15 protein-coding genes are annotated in these 21581 nt (G+C 40.0%); 3 read left to right on the forward strand and 12 right to left on the reverse strand.

The window, feature by feature from the left end:
• Positions 1 to 49: 49 nt before the first annotated feature.
• Positions 50 to 271: a hypothetical protein gene (locus AOG26_RS10160; RefSeq protein ID WP_054562372.1), complete on the reverse strand. Its 222-nt coding sequence runs from the start codon at positions 269 to 271 to the stop codon at positions 50 to 52.
• A 915-nt stretch (positions 272 to 1186) separates the two neighbouring features.
• On the opposite strand from AOG26_RS10160, the gene AOG26_RS10170 reads away from it, so the two are divergent.
• Positions 1187 to 1402, forward strand: coding sequence for a hypothetical protein (locus tag AOG26_RS10170; RefSeq protein ID WP_054562374.1), 216 nt, complete (start codon positions 1187 to 1189; stop codon positions 1400 to 1402).
• A gap of 135 nt (positions 1403 to 1537) precedes the next feature.
• The gene (locus AOG26_RS10175) at positions 1538 to 1726 is read left to right on the forward strand and encodes a hypothetical protein (protein WP_054562375.1); all 189 of its coding nucleotides are present in this window, start codon (positions 1538 to 1540) and stop codon (positions 1724 to 1726) included.
• Positions 1727 to 1799: 73 nt separating this feature from the next.
• Here the strand turns inward: AOG26_RS10175 and rluF are convergent, their stop codons facing one another.
• From rluF to AOG26_RS10230, 11 genes are all read right to left on the reverse strand, one after another.
• A complete protein-coding gene (rluF, locus tag AOG26_RS10180; protein ID WP_054562376.1) occupies positions 1800 to 2744 on the reverse strand; it encodes a 23S rRNA pseudouridine(2604) synthase RluF in 945 nt (314 codons plus the stop codon).
• 89 nt (positions 2745 to 2833) lie between these two features.
• Positions 2834 to 3925: an ABC transporter substrate-binding protein gene (locus tag AOG26_RS10185; RefSeq protein WP_054562377.1), complete on the reverse strand. Its 1092-nt coding sequence runs from the start codon at positions 3923 to 3925 to the stop codon at positions 2834 to 2836.
• 43 nt (positions 3926 to 3968) lie between these two features.
• A complete protein-coding gene (locus AOG26_RS10190; protein ID WP_082401600.1) occupies positions 3969 to 5051 on the reverse strand; it encodes a DUF418 domain-containing protein in 1083 nt (360 codons plus the stop codon).
• Between the two features lie 7 nt (positions 5052 to 5058).
• On the reverse strand, positions 5059 to 6273 hold the full coding sequence (locus tag AOG26_RS10195) for an EAL and HDOD domain-containing protein (protein WP_054562379.1): 1215 nt from the start codon (positions 6271 to 6273) through the stop codon (positions 5059 to 5061).
• A 91-nt stretch (positions 6274 to 6364) separates the two neighbouring features.
• Positions 6365 to 7903 carry a glycogen synthase gene (locus AOG26_RS10200; RefSeq protein WP_054562380.1) on the reverse strand — a complete coding sequence of 513 codons (1539 nt, stop codon included), beginning with the start codon at positions 7901 to 7903 and terminating at the stop codon, positions 6365 to 6367.
• A 123-nt stretch (positions 7904 to 8026) separates the two neighbouring features.
• Positions 8027 to 9328, reverse strand: coding sequence for a glucose-1-phosphate adenylyltransferase (gene glgC, locus AOG26_RS10205; protein ID WP_054562381.1), 1302 nt, complete (start codon positions 9326 to 9328; stop codon positions 8027 to 8029).
• An 18-nt stretch (positions 9329 to 9346) separates the two neighbouring features.
• Positions 9347 to 11869: a glycogen/starch/alpha-glucan phosphorylase gene (locus AOG26_RS10210; protein WP_054562382.1), complete on the reverse strand. Its 2523-nt coding sequence runs from the start codon at positions 11867 to 11869 to the stop codon at positions 9347 to 9349.
• Positions 11862 to 13919 (reverse strand): glycogen debranching protein GlgX, encoded by a 2058-nt coding sequence (glgX, locus tag AOG26_RS10215; protein ID WP_054562383.1) that lies wholly within the window; start codon positions 13917 to 13919, stop codon positions 11862 to 11864. Before glgX ends, AOG26_RS10210 begins: the two co-directional genes overlap by 8 nt.
• Positions 13909 to 16146 carry a 1,4-alpha-glucan branching protein GlgB gene (gene glgB / locus AOG26_RS10220; protein ID WP_054562384.1) on the reverse strand — a complete coding sequence of 746 codons (2238 nt, stop codon included), beginning with the start codon at positions 16144 to 16146 and terminating at the stop codon, positions 13909 to 13911. The genes glgX and glgB overlap by 11 nt, the downstream gene beginning before the upstream one ends.
• A complete protein-coding gene (malQ, locus tag AOG26_RS10225; RefSeq protein WP_054562385.1) occupies positions 16146 to 18122 on the reverse strand; it encodes a 4-alpha-glucanotransferase in 1977 nt (658 codons plus the stop codon). Before malQ ends, glgB begins: the two co-directional genes overlap by 1 nt.
• Positions 18123 to 18130: 8 nt before the next feature.
• The gene (locus AOG26_RS10230) at positions 18131 to 18430 is read right to left on the reverse strand and encodes an isoamylase early set domain-containing protein (protein WP_054562386.1); all 300 of its coding nucleotides are present in this window, start codon (positions 18428 to 18430) and stop codon (positions 18131 to 18133) included.
• Positions 18431 to 19740: 1310 nt separating this feature from the next.
• Between AOG26_RS10230 and AOG26_RS10235 the strand changes: the two genes are divergently transcribed.
• A complete protein-coding gene (locus AOG26_RS10235; protein ID WP_235575480.1) occupies positions 19741 to 21564 on the forward strand; it encodes a putative bifunctional diguanylate cyclase/phosphodiesterase in 1824 nt (607 codons plus the stop codon).
• Positions 21565 to 21581: the final 17 nt, after the last annotated feature.

Here is a 21581-nt window from a genome sequence, read left to right on the forward strand (position 1 = left end):
TAAAGCCCTATCAGCAAACTGTTAGGGCTTTTCTTTATTACCTTTTATTTTAATAAGCAAAAAGGTAATAAAATCCGCCACAGCCAGCAAATAAAAATAAACAACACCAAAAATAAAAGCGCACTGGTTCTTGGTGCTTATAAATGGTGCTAATGCTCCCTGTATAACTTCGGCTACCTACACGAATTTTATTCGTTAATAACCCCAACACCCCATAACCAACAAACAATAGGGATGCAATAAAGATAAATGCATTCTGAAAGCTAGCCATTGATAACCCTGTTTATTAGTCGTGAAAATTGGTCAGCTATCAATTTTTAACTTATTTATTATTCTCGGTAAAGTCGGATGCCGAGAGCTCGCCTGTGTCTAGCATAAGTATTTTGTTATTTAAGGTGGGTGTCTAGTTACTTTTAAAGTTAAAGTGGATGTCCATTTAAAGTGGGTGTCCATTTTTGATGTTCTGGTTGTGGTTTTAAATAAAGTGAGTGTCTGTTTAATGATTATCTTTAAAGTGGGTGTCCATTTATGGTGGTCTAGCTATGGTTGTGAATAAAGTGGCTGTCTGTTTAACTAATGGCACTGATTGTACTGCAAATGTCAGCAAGTGCTCATCAGTTCTACTGAGGTTAACTGTGCTTGATAGCTTTTTAAAAGGTAATATATGATAAATGGAAAGACGCGCTTCTACTTATTTTTTATTCTCACACTCATCAAATAAATAGTAATTACGAAGATAAAAAAAGAGAGAACTCCAAGATAAAACATTTCTTCACTCTCCATATAGATATTCATCGAAAAGACGCCAAAAATGACGGTAGAAATATAAAATAGCCAAGTCGCAAGCCCACTTCTTTTCCTCGCAAATAACTTAAAATATATAAATCCCAAAAATGAGATTACAAGAAAAGTAAATAACATTTATTTTTTCACCTGATTCAAACCATCAACAACCTTTTAAAAAATACTATGCAGATAAAACCAGTACAGCCTACCCAAATATCAACACTAACTACCTAGAATTAGCGCCAGCTTTATTCAATAAATCAACCTATCAGTGAGAGTACCTTAGCAAGTATGCTCTAAGCTGCCAAAAGGTTTGTTTAAAGTGGGTGTCTATTTAATGCTTAACCTATCAGCTTGTGTGCTAACCTATTGCTGCTTATTTAAGACTTGAAGGGCTAAGATGCGTAGAAAAGTACTTTACTTATTGATTGCAATATTCAGTGGTACCTTAAGCGCCAATGAAAATACATACTATCAGCATGAGTCTAATGTAGCTTTTCACGTTGCCGTTGAAAGTTTATCTGATGCTGTTTTAGCAATTGAAGGACAAAATGGATTGATATTTAACTCAAGATGGATTTTTGGGGAAATAGGCACACCAATCGCATATTTGTGAAGGGCAACAGTCACCCGATTTAGAGCTCGGGTGTGATTCTGTTTCAAGTCCGACTGTTGAATCTCATTACGACTTCTACAAAACAGTCAGATTGCTCTTTATTTTAGACCTAAGCTAATTGTGAATGGATTCAAATTGATTGAAGCAAGTGTTAAAAACAATAAAGTAACACTATTACTATTTGAAGATGACAATACAAAAGAGCTGTTCTTTGTAAGGAAACATCAACTTATCGATATTATCGCGAAAAAACTCACTAAAAAAGAATTTCAACAGAAAAGAGACCGTCTTGAAGCTGATGCCACTGACCCTAATGAAGGCTGAGGTTGCACTATATATCATTAAAGAACCCTGAAGATTACGAGTAAATACTAGCCAGGGCTCTAATGCGCTGAGCTTACTTTTTCAGACTTAATGTGCCTGTGCGTTTAGTACTGCTACGCTTAGTTTGATTTGGTTTTGATGAATGTGAATTGCCAGCCTTTGCTCTTGATTGACCTTGCTTAGCATCACTGCGTGCTTTTTTCACGTATTTAGAAAAGTCGCGCTTTTTTTCTTCTTCATTACGTGGCTTTTGCTTAGCACGAGCTTGCGTTGGCTGTTTGTTTTCATCAATTGAACGCTCTTGTGTTTTACCTGAGTCGGCAATTGAGTTATTGATCTCAGCCATTTCTTGTTCGGTTAAGTGACGCCACTGCCCTACTTTTAAACCCTTTAGGGTCACGTTCATAATTCGTGTGCGCTTTAAAGTCACCACTTCATAGCCTAAATATTCGCACATACGACGTATTTGGCGGTTTAAGCCTTGTGTTAGTACAATGGTAAATTGCTGTGGGCCAGTTTGCTTGACCTTACACTTTTTAGTAACGGTATCGAGGATAGGAATACCGTTTGCCATCTTATTCACGAACTGGCGATTAAGTGGCTTATCAACTGTCACTACGTATTCTTTTTCATGATTATTACCAGCGCGAAGAATTTTATTAACGATGTCGCCTTCGTTAGTTAAGAAAATTAAGCCTTCTGAAGGTCTATCTAAGCGTCCGATTGGGAAAATACGTTCTGGGTAATTAACTGCTTTAACAATATTGCTTTGGATTTTTCGCTCAGTCGTACAAGTAATACCAACTGGTTTGTTATAGGCAATATAAACCAGCTTAGGCTTTGCTTTTAAAGGTTTGCCATCTATAAGTACATCATCGGCGTCACTAACTTTTACGCCCATTTCTGGCAAGTTGCCGTTAACAGTAACACGACCTTCTTCAATATATTTATCTGCCTCACGGCGTGAACAAAAACCTGTTTCACTGATAAATTTATTTAATCGCTTTAACTCTGTCATGGCACACTTCTGTCTGGATTTTAAAGCCGCTAGTTTATACCAGAAGGCTTTACCAAGCTAGGTAGAATCTAGGCTCTTTCATTGCACTTTTAGTGTAGTGCTGCGTTTTTGGGCTTTTCGCTCAATAAACTATGTAGTGTATCAAAATCGAAAGCGTACTCAGTGCTTTTGCTGTTTTGCAGTAAGAAGGTTTCAAAAGGGATAACCGACCAGTCTTTGATGTTTCTTAGCCAGCTGTAACTTTGAATATTGTGCTTTGTGATCACCCCAAGCTGAAACTTAATCGCATCGTGATTTTGCCAATAAGGGTTACCATTATGATGATCGATAACGCTAATTAGTGCCCACGCTCCCATCATAAAATGCCCGCCAACACTGGCTGTGAGTTTTTGTTGTTCTATTAAGTCTAAATTATCATCAAGCCAATCAATGCCACCAATGAAATAGGCTTTATCTTTTTTACCTTTTACTGCTTCTAGGGCACCTTGCGCCATCAAATCAGACGCACACCAAATCACATTCGTATCTGGGTATCGTTGTAATAATCGGCTCACTTTATTCTCGGCTTCTTGCTTATTCCAACTGGCATACACAACTTGCTCAAGCTCAACATCTTGTTTTCGTAAATAATGAACAAGGCCGTCACTACGGGTGTCAGATTCAGTGCCATAATGGCCATTGATAGCGACAAAGTGAGGCGTTTGCTTTGTATTTATTGCCTCATCAAGTAAGGCTTTGCCAAGTTGTTCACCCGCTTTGAAGTTATCGTGAAATACTTCACCTAACCAATATTTAAAGCGCTGACGGGGTTTACCGACTTCGTCTCGCTCTACGCCAACAATCGTTTCTTCGAGAGTGATAAAATTTACTTTGTGTTGTTCAAGCAAGCTCATTGACTGCTCTGCGCCACCTGGGTAATTGATTAAAATTGCGTAATCAGGTTTAGGGTTATATTGCAGGTATTGTTTTAGTTCGGCTAATTGAATGTGGCGATTTCCACCACCATAAATTGTTGTGAGGGAAACATTATTTTGCTTGGCAGCAACCTGCATCACATCAGTCACTTTTTGCCAAAATACATCGCTTTTAACAGAGGGATTAACTAACAGCACAGAGAATTGCTCGCCAGCATAAAGTGGTGAACAGCAAAGCAATGTAAAAACCAACAAGCAAACTCGCATTACCACTCCGCTTTGTTTTTCTTTGATTGTAGTATACGAGGAATTATCTAGACAATTTCCGCCAAATTAATTCACACGGACCATGTGTAAAGTACTGACTATACACTTTACAAAAAAACAATTGAAAAACAAGCACAACAGCAATAACCAACCAATAATCTATGCGATCAAAATTAAGTGCTGCGCTTGGGTATGCGACTTTAAAAAACAGGATAAAAATCACTGTTTGCATTAGATATAGCGTTAATGACATGCGTCCAGCTTGCTGTAGCAGTAACCAGTTACTGGGGGAATTTTTAACTATTTTCACAATGATGTGGCAATAACAAATGGCCATAGCTAAAGCAGCAAGCCAATTAATCGGTTCAGCAATCGCGTACATGAATACACTTTGGTCAGGCTCTATCATCAACCTTAGAGCCGTAAAACTTATCGCTGCAGCAGTAATCAACTTAAGCTGAGAGTGTGTTAAACCTTTAACAAATACCCCTTGTTTATATAAATAAACGCCCACCAGCATTAACCCTGCAGCCATCCACATAGTGATAAGCGGCACAGCAATAAGCATTATTATAAAAATCAGAAAGTTACTGACGAATCCTGCAAAATAAGAAGAGTAAGCCGCGTCATACGCCATTAAAAAACTCTCAGAGCTTCTCGTTACAGGGCTAAACTCTGGCTCTATAAAGGAGAGTAAAAATGAAATGAAGGCACCAAGAAGTAAAAACAGCATGCCCATACGCAGTATTTTTTCGTCATCTTGCTGACTAAATTTAAGCGTTAACCAGCCTGCACAAGCATAAATAAACAAAATATCGCCAGCCCAAAATAAAAAACCATGGACAAGGCCTATACATGCCAAAACTTTTAGCCGCTTATGTTGCTTCTCGACGCTTTGCCAAAGTTGCCATTGAATAACTAAAGACGCACCGAATAACAGGCAAAAAAGGCTTCTAAAACGCCCATCAATAAACACTGTATTGATGGTGTAAATGAGTGAATCTGAAAATGGTGGCGTAGCACTTGGGGTATAGTCATACTCAAACACAGCAAAGGTGTAGATGTTCATAAACATCAAGCCGAGTACCGCAATACCCCGTAAAACATCCATATTTATATTGCGCATAAATCCCTTATAGGTTTTGCCTGCAGCTATCGCTCCAATTTACCGCATTTTCGTATATCTTGGGAAGGTCAGCACTTTCAATACTTAAATAGGCAACAGCCTGTTCAAGTGCCCACCAACTGCCAGTTTCGTAAGCTTTGACAGTTTCTAGTATGTAATAGAGGATATTTTTTTCTTGCATGAGAGCAGCATGAATTTCGTCAGGAAACGGCAATCGATCCAATAGCTTTTCCATTGGCTGATCTAATATGGCATCGAGCAACGAAAACAGTCCCGTTAAAAATGCCTCACCTGTTTGTTGCTTAGCAACACGCTGCGCTATTAATTCGCAAAAGCGCGCTCTAACAACACAAAGCCGAGTAAGCTCGGCTGGTTTTGACTGGGCACTGTGGGCAGTAATAATTAGGCTAACAAACTTTTTCAGTCGTTCATGGCCTAAATATACAAGCGCTTGTTTTAGAGAACCAATTTTGCTTTTAATAGGAAACACGCCGCTATTAATTAAGCGCAGCAATTTATAAGCAAGTGCGGTATCTAACGAGAACAAGCCCGCAATTTCACTTATATTTGGATCTGGGCGCATGACTTCAGCATAAATTGATAATACCAGCGCGTAATTGTAATCAATATCGCGATGCTGAATCATTTTGGGTTTAGCAAAGAAATAACCTTGAAAGAAATCAAAGCCCATTTTATAGGCTTTGTCGTAATCATCGGCTGTTTCAAGCTTTTCTGCCAAAAGCTTTATTTTTTTATGTTTTTTAAGCTTATTTACAACAGGGGCAATTTCTTCAAAGGGTGTTTGTTGAACATCAAACTTGATAAGACGAATAAGTTTTAAAAAGCGATCCCACTCAGGTTGGTAGACAAAATCATCCAGTGCCAACTTGTAGTTGTTGTGAAAAAGCTCGCGACAATATTCGTAATTTTCGTCGGTAGGTTCCATAGTTTCGAGTAACTCAATCACCACATCTTGAGTTGGCAAAAACGCGCAAAGGTCCAGCTTCAAAGACTCTGGACCTATGTTAATTAATGCTTTTTTGCCCGACGTAATATGTCGGGTACCTAAATTGAGCTGGTTTTCCATAATGAGTCGAGCCGTTGCCGTACTCTCTGACACATCAGGAAAACTATTTTTTAAACTATCTCTAAATAGTAGCTCATAGGCGACAACTTGTTGACGACGATTAAAGACCGCTTGCCTAGCAACAAATACAGCCACTTTACCTACTTTTTATATTTTATCTCACACTAAGTAATTAATAGCTGAAATTGACAAAAAAGTCACTTAATTACCATGAATCACGCATTTTTTATTGATATAAGCCTGATAAATAGCCTTCTGCAACAGATTGCCACGTAAAACGGGCATTTTCAGCCTGTTCACATATTGCACACCATTGTTCTGGTTGTGATTTTTTAAGCTCAAGCGCATCGCTAAAACTAGTAACAAGTTCGTAGCTTTGTGATGCTAAACTCTCACCTTGAAAACTAAAACCACTCACATGATGCTCTACCGTATCACGCAAACCGCCAACACCGTGGACTAAACATGGCTGACCTGCTCGCATTGCTAACATCTGACTGATACCACATGGCTCAAACGAACTTGGCATTAAAAATAAATCGCCTAAGTGATACATATATTCGCCAACAAAATGTGCGTACCCTTTTAAAAATAGCAGGTTTTCTTGGCGAGCCATAACCGATGTCATAATTTGCTCAAGTTCAGCATCCCCTGAGCCTAAAATAATCATATAGCCGTTATGTTGTTTTAAGCGCTGACACAACTCATCTAACACCAGTCCTTTATCAAAAGGCTGGCGAAGTAACAGTGCTTTTTGGTCCGTTAAACGGCCCACACTGGTTACTAATGGCCCTGAAAACGGCTGAGTTTTAAATTTAAGTAAGCGTTGATGCGCTATGTAATAGCTTGAATCTAAAACCGGACTTTTTGCCATCCATTGAAATAATGCATTTTCGGCATGTTGATAAAGGCTCGCTAAACTAATGTCCTCAAGCTTCATTCCAGGGTATTCGCAACCATTAAGAATGCCCACTACGCGGCCTTGTTCATAAGCAGCTTGTAGGTCAGCTTCAAGCCCCTCACCACCAAAGAAGCCTTTTTCAGCATCACTAGGGCGCAATACTTCTTGGCAATACGTTGGCGAAACGAGGTGTACTTTATCAACCAGATTAATTGCTGTACGCATTGGATTAAAGCAATCAAAATAACGCGGATCGCATAATCGTTCGCCGTTATAGCCTAAGCTTGGGAACCACGCTTCTAGGCTTGAGCTATCGCCTTTAAAAGGACGTATCCCTTGCAATGCAAGGTTATGTACTGTGTAAGCTAAAAATAAGTGCGATAGTTTCTTATAACGGCTGTCTGTTTTTAGTAATAGAGCAACACAGGCACTGTGCCAGTCATGTAAATGCACAACATCCGGCGTGCGGATAAGCCCTTGTAATAAGGCCTCGCAAACAGCAGCGTTGAAAAGAGCAAACTTACTTGCATCGGTTGCAAATGGTCGGCCTGGTTCATCATTACAATAAACAGCACCATTATGGCGGCTAAATTCCCAATGAGATATAAGTAGTTGCGTTACACCTTCATCACTTTGAGCGAGCTTCCACACATCCAGTTTTTGCATTTGACCTGCAAATGGCACATGTACTACACCTATGTGATGACGCTCTAAATAATCAAAGCCATAATCAGGGATCACCACATCAACAGTAAGGCCTTTTTCTACTAACGCTTTAGGACAATCTCTAACAACATCCGCTACACCACCGACTTTTGCATTCGGTAATGCATCATTCTCTGCAGCTACCATCAATACATGCATGCTTTGCAGTACTCCATAAAACTGTTATACCAATCAGCAATAATACTTAATTAAGCGAATTGGTATTATTCAAATATAAATAAGGGAGGGACATGCCCTCCCTTTTTCATTTAACGCGATTGCTTAAGCAAGTCGTTTATTATCTTGTTCTTGTTGTTTTAACTTTTTTGCAAGTTCATTCAACATATCACGAGTTACCAACACAATTCCTTTTTTCGAGACTCTAAAGCCATTTTCTTTGTCAGCTTTGTGATCGTAGCCAATTTCTAGACCTGCTGGGATCTCACAATTACGGTCAATAATAGCACGCCTAATTCGGCAATTTCGCTGTATTTTCGCACCAGGTAAAATCACAGACTCTTCAATTTCACAGAATGAGTGAACATATACATTCGAGAACAGCAGTGACTTTTTAACTTTAGAGCCAGAGATAATACAGCCACCCGAAACTGTTGAATCAACAGCCATTCCACGTCTGTCATCATCATCAAAAATAAACTTAGCAGGTGGTAACTGCTCCTGATAAGTCCAGATTGGCCATTTTGGATCATAAAGGTCAAGCTGAGGCTCTGGCATTACCAGCTCCATGTTAGCTTCCCAGAATGAATCAAGCGTACCCACATCGCGCCAGTATGGTTGACCATCTGTGTTAGAGTCTCTAAACGGATATGCAAACACGTTATGCTCTTCGATGATAGCTGGAATGATATCGTGACCGAAATCACGGCCTGAGCCTTCCGTTTCTGCGTCTTTTTTCAATTGTTCAAATAAGAACTCAGTATTGAAAATATAGTTACCCATTGATGCTAAGCAGGTTCCTGGTTTACCCGGTACAGACGTTGGCTCAGCAGGCTTTTCATCAAAACGACGGACACGATTACTTTCATCAACCGTCATTACACCAAATGTATCTGCAGCTTCTTCGCAAGGTACTTCAATACAACAAACCGTCATATCAGCACCTGTCTCAACATGTTTTGCTAACAAACCGCCGTAGTCCATACAATATACGTGGTCACCAGAGAGGATCATGACATACTTAGGCAGTTCATGACGGATGATATCCATATTTTGGAATACCGCATCAGCTGTACCGCAATACCACTCGTCACCATATCGCTGAGATGCAGGTAAAATCTCTACAGATTCACCCAATTCTTTCTTAAAGTGACCCCATGCACGGTTTACGTGACGAATTAACGAGTGCGACTTATATTGAGTAGCAATACCAACTCGACGAATACCTGAATTAATACAATTCGACAATGGAAAGTCGATTATTCGGTGTTTACCACCAAAATAGACAGCTGGTTTAGCACGCCAGTCTGTTAATTCATGTAAACGTGAGCCACGTCCACCGGCAAGAATTAGGGCATACGTTTCTCTGGTTAAACTACTTATGTATCGGTTTGCATAACTTGGCATAACTCTCTCCGTCTTAAGCTAGCTGCTTTTCTTCTGTGTGTTTTGCTGTGCACTAGTGTCCAGTAATGGCTCCAAATGCCAGATATCTTCACTGTATTGACTAATGGTTCTATCGCTCGAAAACATGCCACTGGCTGCAGTATTCAAAATACTCATTTTGGTCCAGTGAGCTGTGTCTAAGTAGGCTTGTTCAACTTGCTCTTGTGCTTCTACAAAGCTGGCAAAATCATGAGCAACTAACCATGGATCGTGCGGGCTCTTAATCGCCGCAATAATGTCGTCAAATAAATTAGGCTCAAACAAATTGAAGTGACCGCTCTCAAGTAATTGCATTACTTTATAGAGGCTGTCAGTTTGGTGAATAATCTGCTCAGGATTATAGTGCGCTTTGATATCATCAATTTGCTCTGCACGTGCACCAAATAAGAAGAAGTTGTCAGCACCCACAGCATCACGAATTTCGATGTTAGCGCCATCTAACGTACCTATAGTCAATGCGCCGTTCATCATGAACTTCATGTTACCTGTGCCAGATGCTTCTTTACCTGCTGTAGAAATTTGCTCAGATAAATCCGTCGCTGGGCAAATAGTTTCCATTGCTGTCACGTTGTAATTAGGTAAAAAAGCAACTCTTAAATACGGTTTAGCAAGCGGATCTTTGTTGATCACTTCTGCTACGTTATTAATTAATTTAATAATTTTCTTCGCCATGTAGTAACCTGGTGCAGCTTTGCCGCCCAATAGCACACAACGAGGAACAATGTTTGCTGTATCGCCTTGGCGAATACGGTCGTAAAGGTGAATAACGTGCAATACGTTTAATAGCTGACGTTTATATTCGTGAATACGTTTCACTTGCACGTCAAACATCATTTCGGCATCAAACTCTACGCCACAGCGGTTTTTCACTAACTCAACAAGGCGTTGCTTATTGCTGTGTTTTACAGCTTGCCATTGTTTATGGAATTTAGGGTCGTCATATAAACGACGTACCTGACTAACTTTACTAAAGTCTGCAACCCATTCATCACCAATATGTTGATTAAGCAGTTTAGCCAACTCAGGATTACAATGTGCTAACCAACGACGAGGTGTTACACCATTGGTTTTGTTGTTAAACTTCTCTGGCCATAGCTGATAAAACTCATTGAATAGGCCCGCTTTAAGTAGCTCAGTGTGAAGTGCAGCTACACCATTCACCGAATAGCTACCAACAATCGCTAAATATGCCATGCGAATTTGTGGCTCAGGGCCTTCTTCGATAAGCGACAGCGCACGTTGTTTTTCAACATCACCTGGCCACGCTAACGCAACTTCAGCTAAGAAACGCGCATTGATTTCGTAGATTATTTCTAAGATACGCGGTAATAATCGGGCAAATAAAGATACTGACCACTTCTCTAATGCTTCAGGAAGTAAAGTGTGGTTTGTATAAGCCATGGTCTTAGTCGTGATAGACCACGCTTCTTGCCAATCTAGCTCATACTCATCAACCAAAATACGCATAAGCTCAGCGACAGCAATGCTTGGATGTGTATCGTTTAATTGAAAAACATGGTAATCAGCAAAATCAGAGAAGTCTTCGCCATGTTTGCTAACCCACGTATCAATGATGTCTTGTAAGCTCGCTGATGATAAGAAGTACTGCTGACGTAAACGCAGTTCTTTACCATTCTCGCTGCTATCATTTGGGTAAAGTACCATGGTGATTTGTTCAGCTAAGTTTTTACGCGCAACCGCTTCTGAGTAACTACCTGCGTTGAATTCGCTCAAATCAAATTCGTCTGTTGCTTCTGATTTCCATAAACGTAAGGTATTTACAATATCATTCTTGTAACCCGGAATTGGCACATCATATGGCACAGCTAAGACATCGTGAGAATCTAACCATTGACGGTGCTCACGACCATATTTATCAGTATAACTTTCAACATGACCAAAGAATTTTACGCGCTTTGATTGTTCAGGTGCACTTAGTTCCCACGGGTGTCCTTCACGTAACCAGTTATCTGGTTGTTCAATTTGATGACCATTTTCAATAGCTTGATTAAACATGCCGTATTCATAGCGAATACCATAACCAACCACAGGTAATGCAAGGCTTGCACAGCTATCTAAGAAGCATGCAGCTAAGCGCCCTAAACCACCATTACCAAGACCTGCATCATGCTCAGCCTCAGCAACTTGCTCGAGCTCTGTGCAATATTCTTGTAACGCTTTAGCGACTTGCTCATCTAAGTCTAAGTTCAAAATCGCATTGCCAAGTGCACGCCCCATTAAAAACTCAAGTGATAAGTAAGCTGTTTTACGGCGTTTTTGTTCATGGATTTGCTGTTTGGTCACACGGCAACGAGCAACTAATCGGTCACGAATAGTTAATGCTAATGCATGGTATAAATACAGCTGTGATTTACCCACTTTGTCTCGCCCAAGGGTGTAATAAAAATGGCGTGATAAGTCATCATCTAGCGTACTTTCATCAACTGTAGGCGCATCCTGCCAGCCCTTTACAATACATACTTGATCGGCATTTTTAGCCATGATTTAGATCCTCTGAATTGGCGGTAAAAACCCAGCTGCTCATTGCAGCAATCTGGTGTTCCTTATCAACAAATTGTGTTGACATAGGATGAATGCTGGTCAGTGCTAACTGCCACTTTCCTTTTTCTAAACTAGGAAGTTGGCAAGTTACCGGCTCTGCTCCTGCATTTAATATGATCAATAAAGCTTGATTTGTATGCTTGTCGGTCAGGCTGTATATCAACACTTGGCGATCACCTTGATGCCAATCGTCTTGTTGCATATTGGAGCCTGATTCGGTGAACCACGCTACGTCATAACGCGGGTCATTATCGTGAACAAAAAAGCGATGTTTAAAAATACTGAACTGCTTGCGAATGCGCAGAACATCGTCAATAAATCGAGTTAGAGGATGACTGAATTGTGAGTCTTTCCATGCAAGCCAGCTTGTGCGATTATTTTGACAATAGGCGTTATTGTTACCGCCTTGTGAGTGTGCCATTTCGCTTCCTAATGAAAGCATAGGCACGCCTTTAGAAAGTAACAAAGTTAACAGCATATTTTTTTGTTGTTGTAAGCGTAATTTGCTCACTTGTGGATCGTTGGTAAACCCTTCGACACCACAATTGAATGAGTGATTGCCACTGTGGCCATCACGATTTTGCTCACCATTAGCTTCGTTGTGTTTATGCTCGTAGCTGACTAAATCAGCCAGCGTGAAGCCATCATGACTGGTGATAAAGTTAATACTGTTAAGTGGCCCACGTAGGTTGTGCTCAAACAAGTCAAACGAACCATGTAAACGTTTTGCAAGCTCGCCAATTACGCCCTGCTCTTGTTTCCAAAAGCGTCTTATCGTATCGCGATACTTATCATTCCATTCACGCCAAGGCGCAGGAAAAGCCCCTAATTGGTAACCACCTGGGCCAATATCCCACGGCTCTGCAATCAGTTTAACTTGGCTTAGTACTGGGTCTTGATTAATCGCTTGGAAAAACGCATGTGCCTGATTAAAGCCATTAGGGTTACGCGCTAAAATGGTCGCTAAGTCAAAACGAAAGCCATCGACTCCCATCACTTCAACCCAATAACGCAAGCTATCAAGTACCAGCTGTAAAGAGCGAGGCGAATCAATATTTACGGTGTTACCACAGCCGGTATCATTAATATAATGCTGGGGTTTATCAGCAACGGTGCGGTAGTAACCTAGATTGTCTAAGCCACGTAGCGACAAGATAGGTCCATCTGTGCCCGCCTCTGCTGTGTGGTTATAGACCACGTCGAGTATTACTTCGATATCTGCTTTGTGAAGCGCCGCCACCATTTCTTGAAACTCGCTAATATCATCATTAACCAGATACTCTTTATGCGGTGTAAAGAAATTAAGTGTGTTGTAGCCCCAGTAGTTTTGTAAGCCTTTGGCTGTTAAAAACTGCTCACTGATAAAAGCATGAACGGGTAATAACTCTAAGCAAGTCACACCAATAGTACGTAAATGTTCTATAAAACTAGGGTGGCTTAAACCTAAAAACTTACCTTGTAACGGTTTTGGGATCTCAGGGTGGCGGCAGGTTGCACCAACCACATGACACTCATAAATTACCGTTTTTCCCCAGCAGTGATTCGGTTTTTTACCTGTGTAAGGTGCCAGTTCACGGACTCGTGATTTTGGCATATCAATGGCATTATTAACCTGACTTAACTTTCCTACAGGCATTTGCCCATAGTGACGTTCACTCCAAGTAAACTCACCATACAAATCTCGGGCATACGGGTCTAACAGCAATTTGTGATTATTAAAAAATAGTCCTTTTTCGGGTGCGTACTCACCATCAGCGCGAAAGCCATACAAGGCGCCACTTTTCAAAGGGCTCACTTTCAGTGTCCAGATGCCACCTTCGTTCATATGCATCGCAAGGGTAAGAACTTCTGAATGACCGCTGCTATCAAATAAGCACAGAGACATATGTTGTGCTTGTGGTGCGTACACAGCAAAGTTTACGCCCTCACCAACAACAGACGCCCCTAAAGGTGAGCTCACACCGACTTCTAGTTCGACACTATGACTCATCGCTCACCTTCTTAAGGTAAATTGTCGCAAGGCCTGGCAAAGAAACACTAATACTTTGATTAAAGCCATGACTTTCTTTCGCTTGGCTTACAATTATTTGCTCTGCATGATTAGTTGCTTCAACGCCAGAACCAAAATAATCCTCTTTGTCGGTATTCAAAATAACTTGATAGGTACCAGCTTTTGGCACACCAATCACGTAGTCGTGATACACCTGCGGCGTTAAATTACAGATCACCACCACAAAGTCTTCAGCTTTTTTTGCATAGCGAATAAAGCTAAACATACTTTGCTCAGCATTATTGCTATCAAGCCACGCAAAACCCGCAGGGCTTGTATCCTGCTCGTATAAAGCTGGCGTGCTAGTGTATACAGCATTTAAATCTTTAATCGTTTGCTGCATACCACTGTGGCTAATATGTTCAAGTAAATGCCAATCAAGCGATTGGTCGTGATTCCACTCTTTACGCTGGGCGATTTCTGCCCCCATAAACAATAATTTTTTACCTGGATGCGCCCACATAAAGGCATAATATGCACGTAAGTTCGCAAACTTTTGCCAGTCATCCCCTGGCATTTTTTCAATTAATGAGCCTTTACCATGCACCACTTCATCGTGGCTAAGCGGTAGAATGTAGTTCTCGCTGTAGGCGTAAACCATTGAAAACGTCATTTCATGGTGGTGATGCGAACGGTAAATTGAATCGCGCTGCATATAATGCAAACTGTCGTTCATCCAGCCCATGTTCCACTTATAACCAAAACCTAAACCATCATGGTCAACTTGGCGCGTAACACCTGGCCATGCTGTAGACTCTTCGGCCACCATCATAATGCCCGGATTTTTTGCATAGCAGCGCATATTGACTTGTTTTAAGCACTCAATGGCGCCTAAGTTTTCTCTGCCACCGAATTGATTTGCAACCCATTGCCCTTCTTCACGGCTATAGTCTAGATAAAGCATTGAGGCAACCGCATCCACGCGCAAACCATCAATGCCAAATTCATGCAGCCAGTACATTGCATTCGCAATTAGGAAGCTACGAACCTCTGCGCGGTCATAATTGTAGATATAGGTATTCCAATCAGGGTGAAAACCTTGTCTAACATCGGCATGTTCGTATAAATGGGTGCCATCAAAGCGATGTAAACCGTGAGGATCACTTGGGAAATGACCAGGTACCCAGTCCAGTATGAGACCAATATCTGCTTCGTGACATTGCTCGACAAAGTAAACAAAATCTTCAAAGCTGCCATAGCGACTGGTTGGGGCAAACAATCCAACAGGTTGATAACCCCAAGAACCATCAAATGGGTACTCGCTGATTGGCATTAATTGTAGGTGCGTAAAACCGAGCTCTTTTGTGTAAGGAATAAGATTATCAGCAAGTTCACGCCAAGTGAGATAGCGCTCGCCATCATCTCGTCTTTGCCAAGAACCCGCATGCACTTCATAAATACTAACAGGCGCATCAATACTGTTTCGTTTTGCACGATTTGCTAACGCCTTTTCAGAAAGCTGAATACCTGTTTTTAGCTTTTGTAGCACTGACGCCGTACCCGGTGCTTGTTGCATCTTAAACGCAAATGGATCGGCTTTATCAAGCACTTCTCCTGTTAGAGTGGTGATAGCAAATTTATAGCATTGATGCTCTTTAAGCCCAGGAATAAATAACTCCCATACCCCACTGGCAGGATGAAAACGCATAAAATGACGATTACGCTGCCAATAGTTAAATTCACCAATAACCGATACACTACTGGCATTCGGCGCCCACACTGTAAAGCGAACACCATCAACGCCTTGTTGAGTCACAAAATGTGCACCAAAATGTTGATACGCATGCTCTAAACTGCCTTCATTAAACAGATACATTGCCTGTTCATCTAAGCTGCTTTCAAAGCTGTACTCATCGTATTGTTGATGAGTAAATTCATTGCTATAGCTAACATCTAGCTGGTAGTCAGGCTTAGTTTTTGATTTAATATTTGCGATAAATAAATGACTATCACCTTGTTGCTGCGCAACGATTTTTTCTGTGCCAAGCAGAATCGAAACACTGCTTGCGCCAGGCAAAAAGCAACGAATTTCATAGCTGGTAGGGCCACTTTTATGCGCCCCAAGAAAGCTGAAAGGATCTCTAAAACAACCACTGGCTAATGCATCGATTTGTTTTTGATAAATAACAGGTTGTGCACTTTGCTCTTGACGAACACGACTTCGCATTATTGATTCCTTATCGAAATTAAATTGGCTAAGAATGACTGTTGCGCTTCGATAATCTGCGCCGCTGGACGCGACAATAAACGCCGCCAATTTGGGTACTCTTTATCAGTACCGGGGATATTTACAGGCAGTATTTGCTGATCTAAGTCATCTATTTGAATAGTAAATAGCTTTGCTGGTGCTGCCGCTAATGAGGATGCCAACGCTTCATAAACCGTAAAGGCATCTGTTTCTAACGATAAATGCTGATTTGACTCTCGTGCTATAAAATTAAGCATACGATGCTTTTCAATGTTTCTCGCATCGAATTGAGCCCGAGTTTGCTCATCATCAAGCAAACCATATTGTTGTTTAATCGTAATATCATGGCCAATCCACCAGCCTTTGAATGGTGGTACGTCATGGTTGGCTATCATTAAAAGACTATGAGGAGCAAAATGCTCAGCCGCTAAAAACTCACCTTGGTGATCCTTTTCAAAGTAGAACAACCCGTTTGAATAGATTGCACTTGCTTTTAATGCTTCACGCACTTCATTAGGTACCACGCCTAAATCTTCGCCAATAACCACACATTGATTGAGGTGAGATTCAATCTTTAGAATTGCTAATAGTTGTTCAAAGGGATAATAGACATAACAACCATCTTGCTGGGAATTATTTTCAAAACACCACCAAAGTCGGCGTATCGCCATAACGTGGTCAATTCTAAGTCCACCAACATCTTCCATATTGGCGCGGATAAGTGAGCGATAAAACGCAAAATTGTCTTTACTTAACTTCTGTGGATTAAGTGCCGGCAAGCCCCAATTCTGACCATGTTCAGCCCAAGGGTCTGGCGGAGCTCCAACATGTGCATTTTCGGCAAATAATTCATTTTGGCTCTTGAACTCACTGCCATCACCTGCACAGCCAACGGCTAAGTCATTAATAAGGCCAATTGCCATACCACTGTCACGGGCAGCTTGCTGGCAGATATTTAATTGAAGATGAGCTTGCCATTGTAAATAGCTAGCATAATCACGGTCCCCAACCAACATGGTCGACAGGCTGTGTTTATGGGTTTCACAAAAACGAGTGAACTGCTGTTTTCGCTCTGCTGAGCCAAATTCACAAAAGTGTTGATATAAACAGCTAAACACTTGATATTTAAAGTCACTAACTGATGTATAATCAATGTAAGTCGCATCGGTTTGCGGTTTATCCGCTAACAATTTAATAAGTGCATTATTATTTTTTGCGTCTTCGCATAATGACACTGCAATATACAGCGGGTTCAATAACGCTCGGCTATTTGGACTATAGGGACTCGCCCTCTCAGGGCTGTGTTCAAACAGTAAATGCAGTGGATTAAGCAACACATAATCCATGTTTTTAGTCGCGGCTGCTTTAATAAGCTTTGTTAAGTCAGCGAAGTCACCAATTCCTAACCCCTCTTCATTGCATAAGCTATAAAGCTGAATGGATAAGCCCAAACGCTTTTTGTCATCAATAGAGAAGCTTTCTTTAGGTGTGATCCATAGCTGACTGTGAGATTGCTGATCTGCCACAGTAATGAGTGCATCATGATAACCAATTGGCATTTCAGGAACTGGCAATGCAAGCTCAAGATAACGAATACCGTTTAGACCATAATCACCAAGAATAGCTAAACCTTGTAAGTTTTCACAAGTAAAGTGAATATCAAGCGAAGGCACGCTTAGAGTACATGAGCGTGATAATAAACGCTCATCAACGCGTACTTTCAAAATTGGGTGGTGTGCCTCAATAATGCTTGTATGAGGCAACAAATTCAGCCATGTACCTGCATCTAATGCAAAATTAAGTTGGTTAATTGCATCAGTATCCTGAGTATCTACACCACAACAACTAAGTGCCTGCATGCGTGTACTTTCATCGAAAATAACATGCTCACCAGTGTATTTAGTATATTCATAGCCTATGCCATGCAGGTAATATAACTGCGAAAGTGACTGCATCAAAACACCTAAGCGCGTTGGGTATTAACAATGCTGTTATCAGTACCAAAACCGTTAGGAATATAACCATCTGCTTGGTGGTCATTGTCCCATGTTTCGCCATTGATTAAGTAACGGAAGTGAAATTCTTGATCTAGCGGTAAGCGCTGCTTGCATTTGAATACTTGTTCTTTTTTATTAAACTTCATTGGCACTGGCTGCCAATCTGTAAACTCTGCAACTAATTGCACATCATCAGCGTCAGGGTGTTGGAATTCAAAGGTAACTTCTGTTTCGTCTTTAGTTTTAAAAAAACGTTTACTTAGCATAGTGGGCTCCAATTCAACCAATTGGTAAATTAATCCTTGCCACAGTACCGCATTCGACGACTCATTCAGCGGAAGCTGTGCGTTTCAGGTTTCTTAACTTGCTTACTAAAACATCAAGTTTGTATCTAGTAAACCAAACCTATATTTACGCATTATGACAGTGCATCTGTATGTTTTTCGCACCACCATAGTGCATAAAACACACAAAAACTACAACAATCATATTGCTGTATTATTACGAGCAATAACTGAACCAAGTTGATAATAAAATATACTTTATTTTCAGTACCTTTTTTATCAACCTTATTCGCAACTTATAAAAAAGTAGATAACAATTTAGATTGGGTAAAGTGAATAAAATTGAAGTGGAAAGTTAGAGCAATCACACTAAAATAAACACTACTTCTTTCGTCAAAAATACACTGCCAACTATTTATAAAAACAAGACAAAACAGATTTACATCGTATAGCCCTGTTAAATAAATTAACAAACATGATGGTAATAAAATCTTTATTTTTTGACTGGTTATTAATTTTTTATCACAGGAAAACTTATAAAACGCAACGAAAATTTAATTTTATAAACCAGACGCTAATCCCGCACTACCCAATTAACTTTTTTAAAAATTATCTCAGTGCATATACAAACACAATAAGTAGAAAAGCGTAAATTCGAACGGACTACCAATCCCTGAAAGCATTAACAGTGCTGCTTTTCAGCAATGTTATAACCACTTTTTTCTGACCACAAGAATAGCTAGCTTAAAACCTGTTTCGGATAAAACTAGCAAGCCATAGCAAAAGTTGGTATATAACATTTAAAAATTAACAATTAACCGAAAAAATAATAAATTCCACACACAGCCATAAGAGATAATAAAATAAATACAAAGTAGTGACTTATTGTTTAGCTAAACAATAACCATAAACACTATTAGTATGAAAGTATCTAAGCATTTTTGTCGGAAACAGTGCTAAAGTTTGCTCGATGAATAGCAATAATGCAGTATAAAAGTAAGGCTTCAATTAATTAGCATAAGAAAAAAATTTTAGAGCATTAACACTAATGACTATGAATTTTCACATTCTATACTCATCCATGCCCCAAAGTATGAGAAAGGTTTTGTCTAATCTAGATACAAACAATATACTCGATGTATTAACTGGTGAGGTTTTATTGTAAAACAAAGACACCACAATGGTAGTAATGTATGGCCAATGCTCTTCGAACTTTATCAATAAGTATTATAACTTTAATAGCTTTTATATACGGCTTAAATATCTTCTTGACTAAACAGGTCAATGATTTGATGTACGCGCCAAAAGGCTTAGAACTACATACCTTTCAAGGTACAGATGTTACAGTGGTAACAGCTCCTTGGTACAACCTCGTATTAAGTGGCCAGCATTTAGTTTACGATAATAATATTTCTTATATTGTTATTAATACAACAAATGAGTCAGTCGTAACAGCTGCGACTTCTGATCTTATACTCACTACATTATTCTCACCGGTAAACATTATCATTTTAATCTTGTTAGCATTAGCCATCAGTTGGTTAGTTAACTTAAGATTTCAAAATAATCATGAGAAATACGCTCTCAAGATGCTCAATACTAAATCAATTGAATTACTCAATAGTCTAAACTTAGCCAGTGAATCAGGTCTAAACAAGCATACACAACTTGAACAGTTACAAGTAAATTTTCAAACACTTACAACCCATATAACTAATTACACACGTGAATCTGAAGTCAGTATTTATCAAGATAAGTTAACCCACCTTATTGACCGACATGCCTATATAGAACACCTTGCCAAACAATTGAGACTTGCTGAGATGGATAAATTCAGCTGTGCATTACTATTTATAGATTTAGATGGATTCAAACAGGTAAATGACTCTTTTGGTCACAGTTTTGGTGACGATGTGTTAATTCAAGTAGCAACACGCTTGAGCAGTGTTTTACGCCACCATAAAATAAGTAATATTTCCCCAATTAGTCAACTAGAACAAAACTTAGCGCGCCTTGGTGGTGATGAGTTCTCTATTTTCATTAACTTAAAAGATGATAAAGACAAAGCACTAGAGGTTGCACAAAATGTACTGCACGAAATCGAACGTGATTTTGTTTTAGGTAACAAGCTAATCAAAATTAGCGCTAGTATAGGTATTGCGGTTTACCCAGATAGTGCATCCACCCCACAAGCATTACTGCAAATGGCTGATGTAGCAATGTATCGAGCCAAAACAGATGGTCGTGGTATTTTTAAAGTCTATTCTCCTGAAATGGGTAAAAAGATTAGGCGCTATCATTACTTGCTAGAAGAGATGCGTCTTGCTATTGCTAGCAGCAGTTTTCATTTGTCTTTTCAACCTATTGTACATGTAGATGATTGTGCAATTGACTACTTTGAAGCATTAGTTCGCTGGGATCACCCTGTTGAAGGTTCAATCACGCCTGACGAGTTTATCCCCATTGCTGAAGAGTCTAATCTGATACTAGAACTTGGTGATTGGATCATGCTGGAATCATGTAGACAAATGTCTGCTTGGTATAATGCGGGGATGAAGAAAGTGTCTATTTCTGTGAATATATCTGGCGTGCAATTAAAGCATTACGATATTTATGAGTGGGTTATGGAGAAACTTGCCAAAACAGGGCTGCCTGCAAAAGCGCTGATGCTAGAAATAACCGAATCAACCTTAATCAAAGCAAGCAACAAGATTATTCAATCGTTAGAAAAACTCAGAATTGAAGGGATCACCATTGCGATTGATGATTTTGGTACTGGTTTTAGCTCGTTAAGTACCCTTGCAGATTTACCTATCGATGTGATCAAACTCGATAAACTGTTTGTTGCGCAAGCTAACGATAACCTTAAATATAATGAAATCATGCACTCTGTCAGCGAGCTTGGCCGAAAACTCGGCCTTAAAGTTGTCGCCGAAGGAGTTGAAGAACTCGCTCAATTTGAACTAGTTAAATCGATGGGCATAAACAGTGTTCAAGGCTACCTAGTGAGCCACCCTGAGTCGTCTGTTAATGTTGGCCACAAAGTATTGCAAGATAACATTAACTTTATGTCTGTTACTGGAACAGGGGTTTGGAATATACAGCAACCGCTTTAGTAAGTTATACTAAACAC

The sequence above is a fragment of the Pseudoalteromonas sp. UCD-33C genome, assembly GCF_001306895.1.
Lineage (GTDB): Bacteria > Pseudomonadota > Gammaproteobacteria > Enterobacterales > Alteromonadaceae > Pseudoalteromonas.

What these genes read in the sequence shown, in the direction of transcription:
- malQ (WP_054562385.1), bottom strand. Translation starts at nt 18,122, where the DNA reads ATGCAGTCACTTTCGCAGTTATATTACCTGCATGGCATAGGCTATGAA.
- AOG26_RS10190 (WP_082401600.1), bottom strand. Translation starts at nt 5,051, where the DNA reads ATGCGCAATATAAATATGGATGTTTTACGGGGTATTGCGGTACTCGGC.
- glgC (WP_054562381.1), bottom strand. Translation starts at nt 9,328, where the DNA reads ATGCCAAGTTATGCAAACCGATACATAAGTAGTTTAACCAGAGAAACG.
- AOG26_RS10185 (WP_054562377.1), bottom strand. Translation starts at nt 3,925, where the DNA reads ATGCGAGTTTGCTTGTTGGTTTTTACATTGCTTTGCTGTTCACCACTT.
- glgB (WP_054562384.1), bottom strand. Translation starts at nt 16,146, where the DNA reads ATGCGAAGTCGTGTTCGTCAAGAGCAAAGTGCACAACCTGTTATTTAT.
- AOG26_RS10170 (WP_054562374.1), top strand. Translation starts at nt 1,187, where the DNA reads ATGCGTAGAAAAGTACTTTACTTATTGATTGCAATATTCAGTGGTACC.
- AOG26_RS10160 (WP_054562372.1), bottom strand. Translation starts at nt 271, where the DNA reads ATGGCTAGCTTTCAGAATGCATTTATCTTTATTGCATCCCTATTGTTT.
- AOG26_RS10210 (WP_054562382.1), bottom strand. Translation starts at nt 11,869, where the DNA reads ATGGCTAAAAATGCCGATCAAGTATGTATTGTAAAGGGCTGGCAGGAT.
- AOG26_RS10230 (WP_054562386.1), bottom strand. Translation starts at nt 18,430, where the DNA reads ATGCTAAGTAAACGTTTTTTTAAAACTAAAGACGAAACAGAAGTTACC.
- AOG26_RS10235 (WP_235575480.1), top strand. Translation starts at nt 19,741, where the DNA reads ATGTACGCGCCAAAAGGCTTAGAACTACATACCTTTCAAGGTACAGAT.
- rluF (WP_054562376.1), bottom strand. Translation starts at nt 2,744, where the DNA reads ATGACAGAGTTAAAGCGATTAAATAAATTTATCAGTGAAACAGGTTTT.
- AOG26_RS10200 (WP_054562380.1), bottom strand. Translation starts at nt 7,903, where the DNA reads ATGCATGTATTGATGGTAGCTGCAGAGAATGATGCATTACCGAATGCA.
- glgX (WP_054562383.1), bottom strand. Translation starts at nt 13,919, where the DNA reads ATGAGTCATAGTGTCGAACTAGAAGTCGGTGTGAGCTCACCTTTAGGG.